The organism is Bacillus lumedeiriae (assembly GCF_044891285.1).
In the GTDB taxonomy this organism is placed as follows: domain Bacteria; phylum Bacillota; class Bacilli; order Bacillales; family Domibacillaceae; genus Pseudobacillus; species Pseudobacillus lumedeiriae.
In genome coordinates this window covers 16,869-34,485 of sequence record NZ_JAUIYO010000020.1, presented here as the reverse complement: position 1 = coordinate 34,485, position 17,617 = coordinate 16,869, and the positions used below count along the sequence as shown (strand labels likewise).

Annotated in this window: 14 protein-coding genes; 11 read left to right on the top strand and 3 right to left on the bottom strand. The window is 37.9% G+C overall.

Annotation, left to right across the window (positions count from 1 at the left end; translation table 11 throughout):
- Window positions 1-13: 13 nt before the first annotated feature.
- The 5 genes from QYG89_RS15625 (at window position 14) to QYG89_RS15605 (ending at window position 5,494) form a co-directional block, all read left to right on the top strand.
- Window positions 14-532 carry a GNAT family N-acetyltransferase gene (locus QYG89_RS15625; protein ID WP_404318994.1) on the top strand — a complete coding sequence of 173 codons (519 nt, stop codon included), beginning with the start codon at window positions 14-16 and terminating at the stop codon, window positions 530-532.
- Window positions 533-668: 136 nt separating this feature from the next.
- Window positions 669-1,316 carry a GntR family transcriptional regulator gene (locus QYG89_RS15620; protein ID WP_404318992.1) on the top strand — a complete coding sequence of 216 codons (648 nt, stop codon included), beginning with the start codon at window positions 669-671 and terminating at the stop codon, window positions 1,314-1,316.
- Window positions 1,317-1,684: 368 nt separating this feature from the next.
- The gene (locus QYG89_RS15615) at window positions 1,685-2,800 is read left to right on the top strand and encodes a M20 metallopeptidase family protein (protein ID WP_404318991.1); all 1,116 of its coding nucleotides are present in this window, start codon (window positions 1,685-1,687) and stop codon (window positions 2,798-2,800) included.
- A 67-nt stretch (window positions 2,801-2,867) separates the two neighbouring features.
- Complete coding sequence (locus tag QYG89_RS15610; protein WP_404318989.1) at window positions 2,868-4,139, top strand: MFS transporter; 1,272 nt, start codon at window positions 2,868-2,870, stop codon at window positions 4,137-4,139.
- Window positions 4,140-4,249: 110 nt separating this feature from the next.
- On the top strand, window positions 4,250-5,494 hold the full coding sequence (locus QYG89_RS15605) for a M20 metallopeptidase family protein (RefSeq protein WP_404318987.1): 1,245 nt from the start codon (window positions 4,250-4,252) through the stop codon (window positions 5,492-5,494).
- Between the two features lie 388 nt (window positions 5,495-5,882).
- On the opposite strand, the gene QYG89_RS15600 is transcribed toward QYG89_RS15605, so the two are convergent.
- A complete protein-coding gene (locus tag QYG89_RS15600) occupies window positions 5,883-7,289 on the bottom strand; it encodes an amino acid permease (protein ID WP_404318985.1) in 1,407 nt (468 codons plus the stop codon).
- A 608-nt stretch (window positions 7,290-7,897) separates the two neighbouring features.
- On the opposite strand from QYG89_RS15600, the gene QYG89_RS15595 reads away from it, so the two are divergent.
- Window positions 7,898-9,274, top strand: a complete 1,377-nt coding sequence (locus QYG89_RS15595; RefSeq protein WP_404318983.1) for a sigma-54 interaction domain-containing protein — start codon at window positions 7,898-7,900, stop codon at window positions 9,272-9,274.
- A 373-nt stretch (window positions 9,275-9,647) separates the two neighbouring features.
- Here the strand turns inward: QYG89_RS15595 and QYG89_RS15590 are convergent, their stop codons facing one another.
- Window positions 9,648-10,421 (bottom strand): YibE/F family protein, encoded by a 774-nt coding sequence (locus tag QYG89_RS15590; protein WP_404318981.1) that lies wholly within the window; start codon window positions 10,419-10,421, stop codon window positions 9,648-9,650.
- Window positions 10,418-11,557, bottom strand: coding sequence for a YibE/F family protein (locus tag QYG89_RS15585; protein ID WP_404318979.1), 1,140 nt, complete (start codon window positions 11,555-11,557; stop codon window positions 10,418-10,420). The genes QYG89_RS15590 and QYG89_RS15585 overlap by 4 nt, the downstream gene beginning before the upstream one ends.
- A 213-nt stretch (window positions 11,558-11,770) precedes the next feature.
- On the opposite strand from QYG89_RS15585, the gene QYG89_RS15580 reads away from it, so the two are divergent.
- From QYG89_RS15580 to QYG89_RS15560, 5 genes are all read left to right on the top strand, one after another.
- A complete protein-coding gene (locus QYG89_RS15580) occupies window positions 11,771-11,944 on the top strand; it encodes a hypothetical protein (RefSeq protein WP_404318977.1) in 174 nt (57 codons plus the stop codon).
- 45 nt (window positions 11,945-11,989) lie between these two features.
- Window positions 11,990-13,291 (top strand): hypothetical protein, encoded by a 1,302-nt coding sequence (locus QYG89_RS15575; RefSeq protein ID WP_404318976.1) that lies wholly within the window; start codon window positions 11,990-11,992, stop codon window positions 13,289-13,291.
- A 473-nt stretch (window positions 13,292-13,764) separates the two neighbouring features.
- Complete coding sequence (locus tag QYG89_RS15570) at window positions 13,765-15,009, top strand: MFS transporter (protein ID WP_404318974.1); 1,245 nt, start codon at window positions 13,765-13,767, stop codon at window positions 15,007-15,009.
- 45 nt (window positions 15,010-15,054) lie between these two features.
- On the top strand, window positions 15,055-16,482 hold the full coding sequence (locus QYG89_RS15565; RefSeq protein ID WP_404318972.1) for a M20 family metallopeptidase: 1,428 nt from the start codon (window positions 15,055-15,057) through the stop codon (window positions 16,480-16,482).
- 85 nt (window positions 16,483-16,567) lie between these two features.
- Window positions 16,568-17,575, top strand: a complete 1,008-nt coding sequence (locus QYG89_RS15560; RefSeq protein WP_404318970.1) for a glutaminase — start codon at window positions 16,568-16,570, stop codon at window positions 17,573-17,575.
- Window positions 17,576-17,617: the final 42 nt, after the last annotated feature.

Below are 17,617 nucleotides of genomic sequence, written 5' to 3'. Positions count from 1 at the left end.
GCGGCATATTTAAATGGATATAAATATAAAACAGTGCACCCTTGAAGATGTGCGCACACTTCAAGAAATGAGTTATGAAACATTTAATGAGACATTTAAGGATCAGAATTCACTTGAAAATATGAATACCTATTTGGAAAGGGCATTTAACGTAAAACAATTGGAAAAGGAATTATCCAATGTTTCTTCGCAATTCTTTTTTGGTTATTTTAATAATGAAGCCGCTGGATATTTAAAGATCAATACGAATAATGCTCAGTCTGAAGAAATGGGCGATGAATCACTTGAAATCGAGAGGATTTATATAAAGAAAAAATTTCAAAAACATGGAATTGGTAAATATCTGTTAAATAAAGCGCTGGAAATTGCGATAGAAGGAAATAAAAAGAAAATCTGGCTGGGTGTATGGGAAAAAAATGAAAATGCTATTGCTTTTTATAAGAAAATGGGATTTATTCAAACTGGAGCCCACTCTTTTTACATGGGGAATGAAGAACAAATGGATTTTATAATGACCAAAACACTCATATAAATTTTTTGTTAGGAAGAATTTTAAAGGGGGTCTATAGCATTTTTTTGCCTATGTATTCAATTTCAACTCGGAAAGTTGAGTTTTAAGAAAAATAGTATATTATAATAGGTTATAAAAAATGTATTGAGGTTACTATATGAATAATTATTTATCGTTAAAAGACCATGTGTATAATTATATCGTCGATCAAATCAACAACGGGAAGCTGATTGCTGGCAGTAAGGTGAATGAAAGTGCGATCAGTGAGAGTTTAAAGGTTAGCAGGACACCTGTTAGAGAAGCGTTAATACAGCTTTCGTCTGAAGGATTATTGGAGAATATCCCAAGAAAAGGATTTTTAATTAAAAGTCTGACAAAGGAAGAAGCAAAAGAAACCTATTTTATCATTGGTGCATTGGACGGCTTAGCTGCTTCACTTGCGGCACCGCTTTTAACCGACAAACACATGAAAGAAATGGAATTTTATATCCAGAGTATGGATTTGGCTATTAATACAGGGAATTTTCTAATGTATCATAAAATGCAAGAAGCCTTCCATGGTGTTTATTTAGCGGTCTGTCCAAACAAGAGCCTCGTAAATCTTCTATTACAGTTAGAAAAGAGGTTTCTGAAAAATTTTGCTGATCCAAATCAGGTGGAACTAACAAAGAAAAGGCTTTTACAAACGAATAATGAGCATAGAAAGATGTTCGAACTGTTTAGCAAAGGCGATTCAGCTGAGTTAGAAAGATTCATGAAAGAAGTACATTGGAATATAGACAAAACAGAAGTTATACCACTATAAGTTCAAAAATACTTGTGAAAACCATAGTCTATGTGAAGCGCCCCTGTTGATTTCTGCGGGCGGTCCGGGAGCCTTCTCGCTGCTATCGTGCCTGCCGGGTCTCCCAGGAACACGCTTTTCCCATAAGAGTCTCGTGTTTTTTCTCCAAAACCAATAATAGTCATTAACATAGCCAATTCATAAAAAATAATTCTATTTTTAAAAAAATAGAATTATTTTTTTATTGAAAAAAACGATATATAATATATAATATACAATACACAGAATAATATGATGCTGTGTATTGAAGAGTTAGAATAGAAGCTATTGAAGAATAGTGATAAAAAGTGAAAATTAGAGAAATGCATATTATAAGGGGATGACTTACATTGAAAATTCAAAATTTTGAATTAGCCAAAAAACTTCGGCATGAATTGCATCAACATCCTGAGCTATCTAACGAAGAAGTATGGACAAAACAACATTTAATGGAATTTTTGAAAACGTATACAAGTCTTGAAATTGTAGATAAAGGCAATTGGTTCTACGCAATTTATCGAGCGGGAGCAGATAAGCCGAATATTGCTTTCCGTGCAGATTTTGATGCACTTCCAATGGATGAAGTTATCGATCTTCCATGGGCTTCCCAATTCCCCGGAAAAGCACACAAATGCGGTCATGATGGTCACTCGGCAACATTAGCAGGGTTTGCTCTTGAAATTGATCAAAATGGTGCAGATAAAAACGTTTTTTTCCTCTTCCAGCCTGCTGAAGAAACTGGAGATGGGGCAATTCAGTGTGTTGACTTCATTGAAGAACATAATATTGATGAAATTTTTGCCTACCATAATATGAGTGCTATCCCATACAAAACTGTAGGGATTATTGATGGTACAGCATTTTGTGCATCTAAAGGGATGACGATACATCTGGAAGGTTCTCCAGCGCACGCCAGTCAGCCAGAAGATGGTATCAATCCATCCTTTGCTATCGCTAATATTGTCCAAGCGATTCCGGAATTCACATCTCCTGAAGTAAATAAAGGTCTTGTCCTGTGTACAATTGTACAAATCGATGTGGGGGAAAAAGCGTTTGGTCTTTCTGCATCAAAAGGAGACCTTCGTATGACAATACGAGCTCTTTACGAAGAAGAACTGGATCGGCTTCAAGAAAATCTTGAAAATTTTGCTAAATCCCAGGGCGAGGCATTCGGATTAAAAGTAAGTTTTCATTATAACGATGAATTTCCAGAAACGGTAAACCATAAAGAAAGCGCAGATAAAATTCGTTCTGCTGTAAAAGCCAAGGGAATGGAATTAGTTGAGATGAAAGAAGCATTACGAGGCTCTGAAGACTTTGGACACTTTACAAAGTTAACAAAGGGTGCATATTGCTTGATCGGAAATGGAGAAGATTACCCGCAAGTTCATACCTATGAGTACGACTTCCGTGATGAACTTATTGAAACAGGGGTTGAACTATTCAAGGAATTAGTTGAATTGTAATTTTACGCAAAGTGTTAGAGGGAAGCACATAGTCAAAACAACATTAGAAAACGGAGGATTGTATGATATGAATAAAAAAGGCGGCATTTTTTACGGCTGGTGGATATTGCTGGCGGGCTTCATGATTATGACTTTTTTATATGCTCCTATTGCCAACTTAATCTCACTTTTTACGAAGCCTGTTACAGAAGAGCTTGGATTTGGACGAGCTGAGTTTACGTCGTATTACACGATCATGGCTACAACTGCTATGATTACAGCTCCAATCGCTGGTAGATTGATGAAGATGATGAATATAAAATTGTATATGTCTATATTCACCATTCTAGGTGCAGTGGCATATATCGGGTTTTCTTTTGCAACTGAACTCAATCATTTTCTTTTATTTGCAGTACCAATGGGGATGGCATTAGCAGGGGCTGGTTTGATTCCCGTTTCCGTTCTTATTACAAACTGGTTTCATGCAAAACGCGGATTAAGCTTAGGAATCGCCCTATCGGGAACTGGTTTCGGTGCTATGATTCTCAGTCCTTTAGTGACTTGGATCATCGGAGCATACGGATGGAGAACGGCTTATTTAACTATTGGGATTTTAATATTGGTTATACTCGTTCCATTGATCGTATTTGTTATTAAATTAAGTCCAGCTGATAAAGGTCTATTACCACTAGGTGAAGAAAAAACTTCAACTAGTACACCAGAGAAAGCATTAGCAGGACTTACTCAAAAGGAAGCATTCAAATCAGTATCATTTTGGGCTCTTTGCTTAGGAATCGTAGTCGGTGGAATTGTTGTTAATAGTATGATTCTTCACTTGGTCCCTTATTTAACGGATATAGGCACCTCACCTCAACAAGCTGCTTTACTATTATCTTTAGCTGCATCGATGGTCATTGCTGCGAAACTATTAGTCGGAAGATTATATGACAAGTTAGGATTAATTAAAACTCTGACTTTTATCGTTGCATCAGATATCATATGTTTTCTATTTTTAATGAAAGCAAACTTATTAATCCCTGGCATACTGTTCACCGTATTTTCAGCATTAGGCTCAACGGCTGTTACGGTTACACCTGCCTATCTGACAGGAGCCCTTTTTGGTGAGAAAGAATACAGTTCTAAATACGGAATCGTATCTTTATTTACATCATTGGGTGCAGCTGTCGCTCCAATCGCATCTGGATTAATTTATAATATTAATCATTCCTATGAATTACTTATAAAAACATTAATCGTGCTTGCGGTTGTAGAATTCTTATTATTTTTCATTGCCATTAAAACAAAACCAAAGTTTGGTGCAGATGCAGATTTAGATCCTGTGCAAAAAGAAGCCGTGTAACTTCGGATGTAAAGAAGATAATAGGATATTCTAAAAAAATAAAGAAGCTGTCTTACAAGGGTCTGACCCTTGTAAGACAGCTTCTTCAAATGAGAGGAAGGAACGATATAATGGCTGCTACTGAAACAAATATGGTTAATTTTTTTGAGGAATCTAAGAAGTATGAAGAACAAATCATTAAAGACCGCCGATATTTACACCAACATCCGGAGCTTGGTTTCGATCTTCCTAACACACAAAAATATATTCAACAACGTTTGAATGAAATGGGAATTGAAAATAAACCATGTGGTGTCGTGCCTGAAGAAATTACAAAGAAATACGCGAAAGCAGGATTTGGAGTACAGGAACATTGTACAGGTGTTGTAGCTACTATTGGTAAAGGAGAACCTTGTATCCTCCTTCGTGCCGATATGGATGCCCTGCCGCTTGAAGAAGAATATGAATCCGAATATAAGTCGAAGAATGCAGGGAAAATGCATGCCTGCGGTCATGACTCACACGTCGCTATGCTATTAGGTGCTGCCCAAATGCTAAAGGACCATGAAGATAAGCTGCAAGGAACGGTTAAATTAATGTTTCAGCCAGGTGAAGAATGGGGCTATGGTGCTAAACTGATGATTGATGATGGGCTGCTGCAAAACCCTAAAGTAGATGCAGCGTTTGGTATACACATTATGCCTGATCAAGAAGCTGGCACATTATCTGTACACAAAGGAACATTAACTCAAGCTATGGATACTTATATTGTTGAGATTCAAGGGAACGGGGGGCATAGCTCGCAACCGCATAAAACCATTGATGCTAACATGATCATGAATCAATTATATACGAGTTTAAACTTATTATATACTCGTGAAGTGGACCCGCGGGCCAATGTGACATTCTCTATCGGGGCAATGAATGGCGGTACAGTGACAAATATTATCCCTGATAAGGCAGTTTTACAAGGTAATATGCGTAGTTTTGACCAAGAATCAAGAGATCATATGTGTAAGAGAATTCCAGAAATGATTGATCATGTAGTGAAAGCATGGCGTGGAGAATATAATATTGTTGATTTCCATACACCAACTACCCATAATGACGGAGAGTTTATTGATGAAATTATGCCCGCACTAGAAGCTGTTATGGGAAAGGAACAGATTACCGATCTCGGAGCGTTGGGAGGGTCAGAAGATTTCTCTCATATCTCTCAAGCAGTTCCTTCTGCATTTGTTGTTTTAGGTACTGGTAAAGAGGGAGAACCGCCTGTTCACAATCCACGCATGCATCAAAACGAAGATATTTTCAAATATGGTTCTGCACTACATGCCAATGTTGCTATGGAATGGTTAAAAGCTCAACGTAAATAAAAATAGATTTGAAATGAAGCTGCGAAGCTTTGCCCCTTTGGCGATGATTAGCCAAAGGGGCTTTTATATTAGGCTAGGTTAATGACTATGGTTGATTTTATCTCTTTGTTGATTAAAGCGGAAAGCGGGGGTCCCAGCGAAGATCAATAGGGGAGTTTAATACAGCTTTGTTTTAAAAGAATGGGAAAGAGTATGAAAAATCCTGCCCCATGAGTGATTAACATGACTCACGAGGCAGGATTTAATGATTTGAATTTCACTAAGCGGTGTCTATTTCAACTCTCTTATTCGAGATTACTCTAAACTACTCTGTAGTAAAGGGAGGTTTCAGGGCAGAAGATCTCGTGATGACACGAGAGACTGCTTGCAATCGTCCCATCTTTTACCCTTAATCAACTTTGACTTCTTTTAAATCTGTTTCTGCCAGATTTGGAACTATATCTTCTTTTTTATGATAGAAAAGGAAGTAAGATCCTACAACCAAGATGGTCAAAATGGAAGTAAGGAAAAATTGTAAGCGCATAGAGCCAATAAAAGCCTGAGCGGCAAAAATAGCAAACAATACAATAATCGTTGCATAAGTTAAGTAAGGGAACAGCCACATTTTTACTTTAAGTGCTCCCGGGTTTGTCCCTTCCAATCTTCTCCGTAAACGTATATGTGAAAAGGCAATAAAAATATACATAATGATTGTTACGCCGCCTGAACTATTGGCCAAAAATACAAACAAAGTATTAGGAGCAATAAATTTAAACATTGTGAATACATAAGCAAAAAATAAACTTGTCGCTAATGCCCAAATTGGAATTCCTCTTTTATTGACATTGGACAGGAACTTTGGAGCTGATCCTTTCTTTGATAGAGAATATACCATACGGGAGCTTGTATAAAGTCCTGAATTCAAAACAGAAAGAAGGGAGATAAAAATAACAAAGTTCATTACTTGACCCGCAGCAGGGAGACCTGCCATATCAAATACACTGGCAAAAGGGGTCTTAAGCAAATGTTCGGAACCCTGTGGAATCACCATAATGATCACAGCTACCGATCCAATAAAGAAGAGAAGAAGCCGCCAAACTACAGCGTTTATTGCTCTTATTATATTTTTTTCTGGATTTTCAGATTCGCCAGCCGCAATCGCAGCGACCTCACTTCCAGATAGGGAGAACGTAATAAAGATTACTCCAAGAATCACCGGGAGAAACCCATTAGAGAAAAATGTATCAACTGTAGCCAATGTCGAAAAGCTTTGGACTTCAACACCGGGAACAAGACCAAAAATGATTGCTGCACCTAAGCCGAGGAAAATAACGATAGCTATTACTTTAATGGAGGCTAGCCAGTATTCAAATTCCCCATATACTTTAACCGAAAAGATATTTGTAATAGTCATTAAAACAGGGAATACGACGCTTGCTGCCCATACAGGTACTGAAGGAAACCAGTTATTAACCATTTCTCCTAATAAGGTAGCTTCAATTGTAACGATAATCACCCAGTTGAACCAATATAACCAACCGATGGTAAACCCAGCCCAAGGGCCGATTGCTTGGTGTGCATACGTTGAAAAAGAACCACTATCAGGGTTTACAACGGCCATTTCCCCCAGCATCCGCATAATAAGAACAATTATTAACCCTGCAATGATATAAGACAGGAGGGCACCAGGACCTGCCGACATAATCATTGTGCCGCTGCCTACAAACAGACCTGCGCCGATCACGCCGCCAATAGAAATCATCGTTACATGCCTTGTTTTAAGCCCGTGTTTCAAATTATTGTTTTGATCACCCAATTTAAGTCACCCACTTTAGAAGTTTTTTGTTAGTCTAACTTTTACAAAATTTCAACAGCTTTTAACGTATTATGATGAGGGTGTATTTACGTAAGCTGAGAATAAATTTAATTGTTAATGACTACTAAATCGAACATTAACAATAAACAGAATATTTTTGGTGATATTAATATTTAAAATACCATCAAATTTCTTCTTCTGCTATGTGATTTAATCATTAGAATCACCTAGATTTCCTCTTATCAACTCCTTTTCATAATGGATGGTTTAGTATTAGTAATAAATATACAAACATTCAAAAAAATCAATTAACACTATCTGGATGAAAAAACCATAAAAATACATTTATCTAATCACTTTAAGGTTAAGCGTTTTCAAGATGTTATAAAGTATCTCTCTTCTATTAAGCAAGATGCGTGCCAAAAGTTATTCGCCTTAAATTCGACATATACGTACTAAATGTGATAAAAAGCGATCAGCTTTTAAATCAAAAATCAAACTTATTGATTAATTTATTGATTATTGATTAATTTTTGAATTATAGTTTAATTATAATTAAACTATAATTTGAATACTACTTGGAAAAATCGACAAAAAAGGAGAACCCTATGTCTATTACAGAGATGATCTTAGAGAAAATTATAAAAACATCTAAAAGCAATATTACAATTACTGATGGAAACGGAATTATTTTGTACACTAATATTGACCACTGGTCTGTGTACGAAGATGAACCAAAGAACTACATTGGGAAATCTGTTTTTGAGCTTCAGGAACAAGGGATCCTTTCTCCATCTATCACTGCCATAGTACTTAATGAAAAACAACCGACTCAAATTATTCAGCATACAAAAAAAGGAAAGGTGATTATGTTAACAGCCTATCCTATTTTCAATGATAATGGTGAAATTATTCGGGTGATTAGTTATGCTATGGACCAAACGGAAATTAGCCATCTTCAGGATGAATATGAACAATTAAAAAGAAAATTAAAAGGCTATCAAACAGAGGTAGAGAAACTAAGAGAAAAAGAAGAGGCTCTCTATCGAAGCAAGGAAATGCAGCATATCACGAAAACTCTCCAGCGAGTGGCAAACACGGATGCCACTGTTTTAATGACAGGAGAATCTGGAGTTGGAAAAAGTATGTTTGCCCGAAAGCTCCATACTCAAAGCCATCGTCAAAAAGAACCGTTTATTGAAGTGAATTGCAGCACAATTCCTGTAAGTTTATTTGAATCAGAAATGTTCGGTTATGAGCCAGGATCGTTTACAGGGGCTCAAAAGAAAGGGAGACAGGGATTAATTGAACAGGCCCATAATGGAACTTTATTTTTGGATGAAATTGGAGAACTTCCATTATCCATTCAAGCCAAATTGCTCAAAGTACTACAAGAAAAAAAGTTTATGCGAATAGGGGGATATAAAGAGCAGCATGTTGACTTTAGGCTGGTGGGAGCTACTAATAGAAATTTAGAAGAGATGGTTCAAAAAGGGGAGTTTCGTCTCGATTTATATTACAGATTAAATGTAATACCCCTTCATATTCCTCCATTACGAGAACGAAAAGAAGATATCTCTTTGCTAATAAATCACTATATTGAGTTAATTAACAGTAAATACAAAACTACAAAAAAGTTACACCCTTCGACATATGAAATACTACTTAATTATAGATGGCCTGGCAATGTACGTGAATTGGAAAATTTAATCGAACGCCTCATTTTAATATCTGATGAGACTATTATCTGGCCAAATTGCCTGCCTTCTTCTGTTCTTGGGCAAGAAGTATCTAATAGAGGTGAAGCCTCCCTGATTGAACAATTTATAACAGAAGATCATAATCTCAAAGCTGTAATAGAACGCGTAGAAAAATTAATGATTTCCAAAGCCCAAGAACAATGTAAATCCACTTATGAAATAGCTAAGTATCTAGGCATTAGTCAGCCTTCTGTCATTTACAAGCTAAAAAAGTATAAAGAATAGCTATGAGCGTGTCTTTCCTAGACTGTGCGTACCAAGCTGATTTCACATTCAAGTATGACAAAAATGGCCAAGGCGTCCAATTTAAAAACGTTGTGGGCAGCATATTTGATAAGGAAATCGTATAGAAAGGGGAAATGCTGTCGTCGAAGACCCGTTATATAGGAGTACCACTAATACTTTTGAAATAATGCCTGTTACCACTTAGCACTTGAGGGGGAGGAAAGAAAAAGAACCAGAGTTTATCCGCTCTAGTTCTATCGATTAAATCCGAATTTATATTGGCTGCTTTTGGCATCGCAGCGCCTAGTGGCATAGGTCTCAAACTCACAAATGCCAACATAAATTGTTTTAGCTTTCATGCCACGCCCCCTAGTTAAACATTTCCTGATTTTTCTCTTGTTCTGACTAAAAAATAGGCATTAATCCAGGAAGCAATTGGGATAATTAGAGCAATCCCTATTCCGGCACAGAGTATCGTTACCATCTCAGCACTAAATACTTTTGAATTGACGATTTCTCCAATAGAATAAGATAAATCTTTAAACCATAAAAGCAATCCTAAATATCCTCCAAAGAAGGCGAAAAATAATGTATTCGTATCTGTTCCCAAGATATCTTTCCCAATGCCGACTCCTGATGTGAATAAATCTTTCCTGCTGATGAGCGGATTGTGATTAAAAATTTCACGCATGGAAGAGGCAATGGAAATGGCCACATCCATAATGGCACCTATTGTACTCATAATAATGACAGAAGCTCCGATTTTAACAAAATCTACTCCGATATAAAGGGAAAATGCGCTAATCCCTTCTGTTTCTTCTTCTCCAAACCCCTGAATCATCGATTTTTCTGTCACAATGACAATAAAAAGGAGTAAAATCACAATGGTGATCATAGTAGAAATGAACGCTATGACCGTTTTACTGTTCACTTCATTAATATAAAATAGGCTAATGAAGCCAATTAGCGTACAAGCGATGAACGTTAAGAGAATGGGACTGATACTTGGATCTGTCATAAAGAGGATAGTAAGAAAGAGCACGCCAAAGTTTAAGAATAAAGAAATAAAAGATCGTGCTCCTTTTTTTCCGCCAACAAGTATCATCAATATAAATAAAATGGCTGCCAGCCACAATAATGCGTTCATAATCTTGCCCTCTTTCGATTAACGAAAAAAATAGAAGTATATAGACCTATTGGAATCGTTAACACGACACCAATCCCGCCCGCCAGCGCTCGAGCCAATTCCAATGAAAGGTTCATGGAAAGGGTAAACCCCAAGGGGGAAGCATTTTTTAAATACAAAATAAGCATGGGAATAGAACCGCTGATATAGGCAAAAAACAAAATACTTGTGATCGTTCCCATAACGTCTTTCCCAATATCCATTCCCGAGGTTTTTAATGCTTTGACAGGTATATTGTTATTCTTTTCATATAAAGCAAAGATAGAAGAAGACATAGTAATGGCCACGTCCATTACAGCTCCTAACGATCCAATAAATAAACCTGCCATAAAAACCATTTGGTAAGGGCGGGTCAAAAATTGCATTTCCTCATATCGGAGGCCGTTTTCCGAAGTGGCCCGCATAACAAAATAAGTAATTAACAACGACATAAACGTACCAAGTAGTGTTGCAACAATAGCTGCATACGTTTTTTCATTAAATCCGCTAATGAGTAACAAAGAAATGATAGTAAATAAAAGAACACTTACTCCGCATATCAACAGCAGACTGATGTTCGGATTATTCACATATATGTCTAATGCGAAGGATAACAAAAGAGCATTGACGATTAAACTTATAATAGAAAACAGCCCTTGTCTTTTTCCTACGATCAGCAAAGTAAAGATAAAAATCCATGCTATGAGTAAAACGTATTTATCACGTTTTACGTCTGTGATCGTTCCGCTTAGGTCTGTACTTCCTGCTGTGTTCGACTGAATTGTAACAAACAAATCATTTCCAACATGGTATTCCTGATCGTAAGCCCCTGAGGATGAATACTCATTAGTTAAATGGATCAGCTGTCCTTTTTCTTTGCCGTTTTTTAATATAGCTACTATGTGCTGGGTGAATAGATAATCTTCATTGTTATATGTATCGGTGATCTCAGTTGTATCTTCCAGATTCGTTTTGATGACTTTAGCGATTGGACGATCGTAGAATGAATAATCGTGATTAACAAACAAAATAGAGGAGATGAAGCAAAGCGCTAGTATAGTGTAAAATAAAATTTGTTTGTGAGTCATTTTTTTACATATGTTTACGATAACATTCAAAAAAAAACCTCCAATGATCAGGGAGAGTGTGAGCCTATTGGTTTGGAGGACCAAATGTAAATGCGGCCTTCCTAATAATGGACTTAGGATAGCAAGAATATTTTCAACGGTCAAGGCAGCCTTTTCCAATTTAACATTTGCTTTATTCGATTACTTTTTAATATTTCCGTCTGATACATCCATATATGTAACCCATCTGGGAAAAAATGAATAATGAAGTCAAAAGCGCAAACATGGAAGCTGCCCTATAATTCTCCGAAGTACACGTTAACGATTACAATTAAAGTAATTGAACGTGTGTGTTTTATTTTGACAAAGGTGATGTCGATCAATGAAGATAGAAATATTAGATTAACTGGTAAAGAAATGGATTTACTTAGAAGCTAGCGTTAATATATTCTAATATAAGTATCTAGAAAGCAGGAATAGAAAATGTATAGAATCGGCGTTGTCGGCCCAAGTTTGTCAGTAAAGCGAATTCTTGAATTAGCTAATGAAATTGAACAAGAAATGGAGTTTATACCTTACTCCTATACAGAGACAAAGGAAGTAGAGAAAATTGTCTTAGAACATGATCATCAAGTCGATTTCTGGCTCTTTTCGGGATACATCCCGTATAGGGTTGCAAAAAAAACATTATCTTCAGATGAAAACCTGGTTTATATATACTCAACGGAATCCAGTATCTATAAAGGCTTCATGGAGCTGGTATATTCTCAAGGGAAGTTATTAGATAGGATAAGCATCGACATGTTTCCGCCTACGAATGTAGCGGAAGGAGAAGGATTGCAGCAGTTGAAAAAGAAGGTAAAAGATCTTCATGTGAAAACTTTTGATGTTGATATTGATCCTAAGGAAATGTTTGAATTTCACTTTGATTTGTGGAAACAAAAAAAGATAGATGGTGCTTTAACGTGTTATCCAACTGTCAATGAAGCTTTAAAAAAAGCTGGTGTTCCCTCGTATTGGATGTCGCCTACTCGTATTGAAATTTTTCAAACGATAAGGATTTTTTTCGAAAAGATAAAGACTTCTTACTATAAAGATACCCAGATCGGTGTGGGAATGATTGAGGTGAAGGATTTTGACTCTATTAAAGAAAGGATGAAGCAAACTTATCAGATCCAATATTTAGAGCTTAGGATGAAGGAAACACTCATTCAGCTTTGCGAGAAATTAGATGGATCTCTCTTTGAGGAAGGAAACGGACGATATACAGTTTTCAGTTCTCGGGGTGCTATTGAACGGGAGATTCAGACATTCAAGGAAAAAGCCCAATACTTGTCACTTGAAGCAGATACAGCTGTTGCCGTAGGAATTGGTTTTGGGCAAACGGTATTCTCTGCAGAAGTAAATGCTCATCGTGCTCTTCGACAGTCGAAGGAAAAAGCGGAGCCAGGGATTGTCATTGTTCAGGATGATGGAATGGTCATTGAGTCAGCAGGACAGGAGGAAGAGCTGACTTATTCCTATCGTACAGATAACAAAGATTTTTTAGAGAAATTAAAGAAAGGAAACATCAGTGTAAAAACGTTTAAGAAAATAGACGCTTTGATGCAAAAAATGGGTTGGAACGATTTTACGACGAAGGATTTGGCTGCACATCTCCAGATGAGTGAACGAAATGCTCAGAGAATTGTAGCTGATTTGTGTAACGTAGATTTAGCAGAGAATATTGGTGAAGAGTCACATCACACCCGAGGAAGACCCATTAAAGTTTATCGGTTGAAATAAGCATTCAAATGTTGAATGCTTATTTTTTTTTGTTTTTTGGAAGAAAAAAACCATTGAAATGAGCCGTAATATTGCATAAAATACATATAACGAAATTTTCGTTATATATTCGCAAAAGGAAAAGAACTACCTTCTCTTCTGTTGATAAAGGGGGAATCATAGGATTCAGCGAGCTCCGTTAATCGTTTAATTCATTTAAGAATGGGCAGATTGAATCGAGTAGATACATGACATGAATATAATGAATAGTCTTTTCACACAAAAGCATGAATTTTAGCAATTCCCGAAATCTCCCGTGATTCACATGTTTTTGCTGCCCTGGGAATTCAGAAGCCTAGATGTTAAAAATGAAAGCGCTTCTAAAAATATTTTCAAAAATAACTTTAACTTTTTCTGATTATCGAATCCGAAAGTGCGTTTCATTTTCAACATCCACATAAACTACTTATTTAACATAGGGGGAATTAGACAATATGACATCAATACGCACAAGAAATTGGATTCTAGCTTTACTTTTTCTAGGATGGACTTTAGGCAATCTAGATCGTTATATTATGAACTATGCCGTTTTGTCCATTACGGAAGATTTACATTTGAGCCCATCCTCTACTGGACTCTTACTCAGTAGTTTTTTCGCCGGATATGCCATTATGCAAATGCCTGGAGGGTGGCTGGCGGACCGATTTGGACCTAGGAAAGTTCTCATTGCCGCAGTTGTTTTGTGGTCGATCTTTACAGGATTGACTGGTGCTGCTTGGTCCCTGGTCTCTATGGTTATGATCCGTTTTCTATTTGGTATCGGGGAAGGTGGCTTTCAGCCTGCCAGCTCTAAAATCATATCGCTTACGTATCCTAAAGATGAACGGGCTCGAGCGATGTCAGTCATGCTGTCATCAGGCGGGATTGTGGCGCTTATTATCCCGATCGCATCTGCTTGGATGCTTACGACGATAGGCTGGCGTACTATGTTTATCATATTAGGAGTCGCAGGTGCTGTTATTGCAGCCTTTTACTGGTACTTCATTAAACTTCCAGAAAGCAACCCAGAGGAGGAAATCGCTCACACCGCTGTTCCGAATCAAAAGGGGATTTTTAGTTCGTTGATTAAAACGCCAATGATATGGAATTTGGTTATTGCCTATTTTAGTATTTATGCAGTCAACTGGGGACTTGCAGCATGGTTACCGACCTATTTAGTTAAAAATCGCGGTCTTGATTTAATTTCACTCGGCTGGATTCAGACTATTCCAGGAGTAACAATGTTAGCAGGGATCTATTTAAGTGGTTATATAATCGATAAGCTGCCAAAAGGCCGGGAAAGATTGGCAGGAAGCTTTGCTTGTTTATGTACCGGGATTTTGTTGTATCTCATGTTTACGGCTTCAAGTGTGCCGTCTTTTATTACGTATCAAACGATCATTAATCTATTCATTTCCTTCGTTTTGACACTACTGCCGGCAATCGTGCTGAAACAATTGCCGTCTTCAGTTACTGGTACAGCCATGGGAATTGCAAATACTGGTGGTCAATTGGCTGGTTTTATCACGCCAATGGCGATTGGATTTATTGTCGATGCGTTTAATGGTTCATTTGATGCTGCTTTTTGGATGTTAATAGGATTCTCTATTGTCTGTATTGGAGCACTTTTAACCTTAAATGATAAAAAAGGAGATCTGCTCAAACAAAATAGGGAAGAAGCCAGCGCATTAGAGGTATGATCAATAAAAACGTTTTTTGCTTAAAAGTAGAGGGGAGATTTGTTTATGGAATTGCAAACACTCATTTCGGATCTTATCGAACAAAAAAGAGATAAGATTATTGAGCTAAGTGATAAAATTTGGGATTGTCCAGAAATCTGCTTCGAAGAACACCAATCCTCCAAGTATTTAAGTGAAGCGTTGGAAGGTGAAGGATTTCACGTTGAGAGAGAGGTGGCCGGACTCCGAACAGGATTTATTGGGAGTTACGGAATTGGTAAACCAGTAGTCGCTATTTTGGGTGAATTCGATGCTTTAACAGGGCTAAGCCAGAAAAAAGGCTTTGCTGAACATGAGCCAGTTGCTGCAGGCGGCCATGGGCATGGATGCGGTCATAATTTGCTGGGAGCCGGTGCTTTTGCCGCTGCCGTTGCTATTAAAGATTACATGGAGCAAACAGGTTTGCAGGGGACAGTTCGTTATTATGGCTGTCCGGCTGAAGAAAGTGGCTCTGGAAAAGCGTTTATGGCCCGTGCGGGATTGTTTGATGATGTCGACCTGGCGCTTTCCTGGCATCCGTCCACGGTACCTGCTATTTGGAATGTCAGTACTCTTGCAAACTACTCTGTGACTTTTAAATTTAATGGGAAGAGCGCGCATGCTGCCGTTGCCCCTCACTTAGGCCGCAGTGCATTAGATGCAGTGGAATTAATGAACGTTGGTGTTAATTATTTAAGAGAGCATATGATTCCCGAAGCGAGAGTGCATTATGCGATTACTGATACAGGCGGGGCTTCACCGAATGTTGTACAACCTCATGCGGAAGTTGTCTATTTAATCCGCGCGCCGAAAAAGCAGCAAGTAAAGGATCTATACGAACGTGTACACAATATTGCTAAAGGAGCAGCCTTGATGACTGGAACAACCGTGGAAGCCGTATTTGAAGGCACTGCTTCCAACTTAATACCGAATACAACATTAGCAGGTGTGATGCATAAAAATTTAACTGCTGTCGGTGTTCCTTTTTACGATGAGTTTGACCAGCAGTTCGCTAAAGAAATCCGGGCCACTCTTTCTCAAGAAGACGTTGATGCTTCTTTAGCAGGCTTGGATAAAGAAACATCGAAGAAATTAAAAGATAAAGACATTGTGGATGTCATTCCGCCTCTTGGTGATGAGACTGCATTATCGGGGTCTACTGATGTTGGTGATGTTAGTTGGTTTGTTCCAACGATGCAATGCTTAACAGCGTGTTGGGCACTTGGCACTCCTTTTCATACTTGGCAAGTAGTGTCGCAAGGGGCCATGCCTATCGCCCACAAAGGCATGCTTCAAGCAGGGAAAGTGATCGCTTGTACCGCTATTGATGCGATGGAAAGTACAGATATTATAGAAAAGGCGAAGAGAGAATGGAAAGAACGCTTAGAAGGGGAACCATATGTTTCTCTAATTCCTGAAAATGTGGTGCCGCCTCGAAAAGAGGTACACGTATAATCGTACGTTCATAAAGTTGGTTGATGATGAGAATTTACTTCATTCTCATCTTTTATTTTGCTTCTGTAGAAAGGAAAGATGGAACATGGCTGTAGTAAAAGAGATAGTCCCATTTGATCAAGATAAAATTTATGAAAAGCACAGGGACCTTGTCCACTTAGATAAATGGGTGGAGCATTACCGCTCGTATGCCATGGAAGGTCGATGTGCTGCCTATATTCCTGCCTTAGCAATGGCCAATCCATCACAATTAGGTATTGCGATGGCAGGTCCAGATGGAGTGGTCTTGAAGTCCGGGGAGTGTGAAGCCTCTTTCACCTTACAAAGTATTTCGAAAGTGATTGGTTTTATAGCTGCTTGTTTGGACTTTGGTACTCCCTACGTCTTAGATAGGGTAGATGTCGAACCTACTGGAGACGCTTTTAATTCGATTATCCGTTTAGAAGTGCATAAGCCAGGAAGACCTTTTAATCCTATGATCAATGCCGGTGCTCTCACCGTAGCTTCTTTACTTGGAGGAAGAGCACCACTAACAAAAATAGAATCGTTCTTAACATTAATCGAAAAAATGGTGGGAAAACGCCCGTCTATCAATGAGGAAGTGTTTCAGTCGGAATGGCGAACAGCCCATCGAAATCGAGCCTTGGCTTATTATTTGAAAGAGACGGGATTTCTAGAATGCACAGTAGAAGAAGCTTTAGAGGTCTATTTAAAGCAATGTTCTATTGAAGTAAATACACAAGATGTAGCTATGATCGGGTTAATCTTAGCTTATGATGGATTTCATCCGATTCGAAAGGAACAAATCTTTCCGAAAGAAGTGGCCAAGTTAACGAAAGCATTAATGGTGACATGCGGTATGTATAACGCTTCTGGTAAATTCGCAGCTTTTATCGGATTACCGGCTAAAAGTGGAGTGTCTGGAGGAATTATGGCCGCTGTTCCAGCACACGCCGGTTCTAAGAAATCCCCATTTCCGGATGGGTGCGGAATTGGAATTTATAGTCCGGCAATAGATGAATACGGAAATAGTGTAGCGGGGAGTATGCTGTTAAAACATATAGCGAGGGAATGGGATTTAAATATTTTCTAATGCTATTCATTTTAAAGGGAATTGTGCGAGAAACAAGCACGT

Excerpts from the sequence above, each read along its gene's own strand:
- QYG89_RS15595 (WP_404318983.1), top strand. The coding sequence starts at position 7,898 with ATGTCTATTACAGAGATGATCTTAGAGAAAATTATAAAAACATCTAAA.
- QYG89_RS15610 (WP_404318989.1), top strand. The coding sequence starts at position 2,868 with ATGAATAAAAAAGGCGGCATTTTTTACGGCTGGTGGATATTGCTGGCG.
- QYG89_RS15565 (WP_404318972.1), top strand. The coding sequence starts at position 15,055 with ATGGAATTGCAAACACTCATTTCGGATCTTATCGAACAAAAAAGAGAT.
- QYG89_RS15605 (WP_404318987.1), top strand. The coding sequence starts at position 4,250 with ATGGCTGCTACTGAAACAAATATGGTTAATTTTTTTGAGGAATCTAAG.
- QYG89_RS15580 (WP_404318977.1), top strand. The coding sequence starts at position 11,771 with ATGAAGTCAAAAGCGCAAACATGGAAGCTGCCCTATAATTCTCCGAAG.
- QYG89_RS15625 (WP_404318994.1), top strand. The coding sequence starts at position 14 with ATGGATATAAATATAAAACAGTGCACCCTTGAAGATGTGCGCACACTT.
- QYG89_RS15575 (WP_404318976.1), top strand. The coding sequence starts at position 11,990 with ATGTATAGAATCGGCGTTGTCGGCCCAAGTTTGTCAGTAAAGCGAATT.
- QYG89_RS15620 (WP_404318992.1), top strand. The coding sequence starts at position 669 with ATGAATAATTATTTATCGTTAAAAGACCATGTGTATAATTATATCGTC.
- QYG89_RS15560 (WP_404318970.1), top strand. The coding sequence starts at position 16,568 with ATGGCTGTAGTAAAAGAGATAGTCCCATTTGATCAAGATAAAATTTAT.
- QYG89_RS15590 (WP_404318981.1), bottom strand. The coding sequence starts at position 10,421 with ATGAACGCATTATTGTGGCTGGCAGCCATTTTATTTATATTGATGATA.
- QYG89_RS15570 (WP_404318974.1), top strand. The coding sequence starts at position 13,765 with ATGACATCAATACGCACAAGAAATTGGATTCTAGCTTTACTTTTTCTA.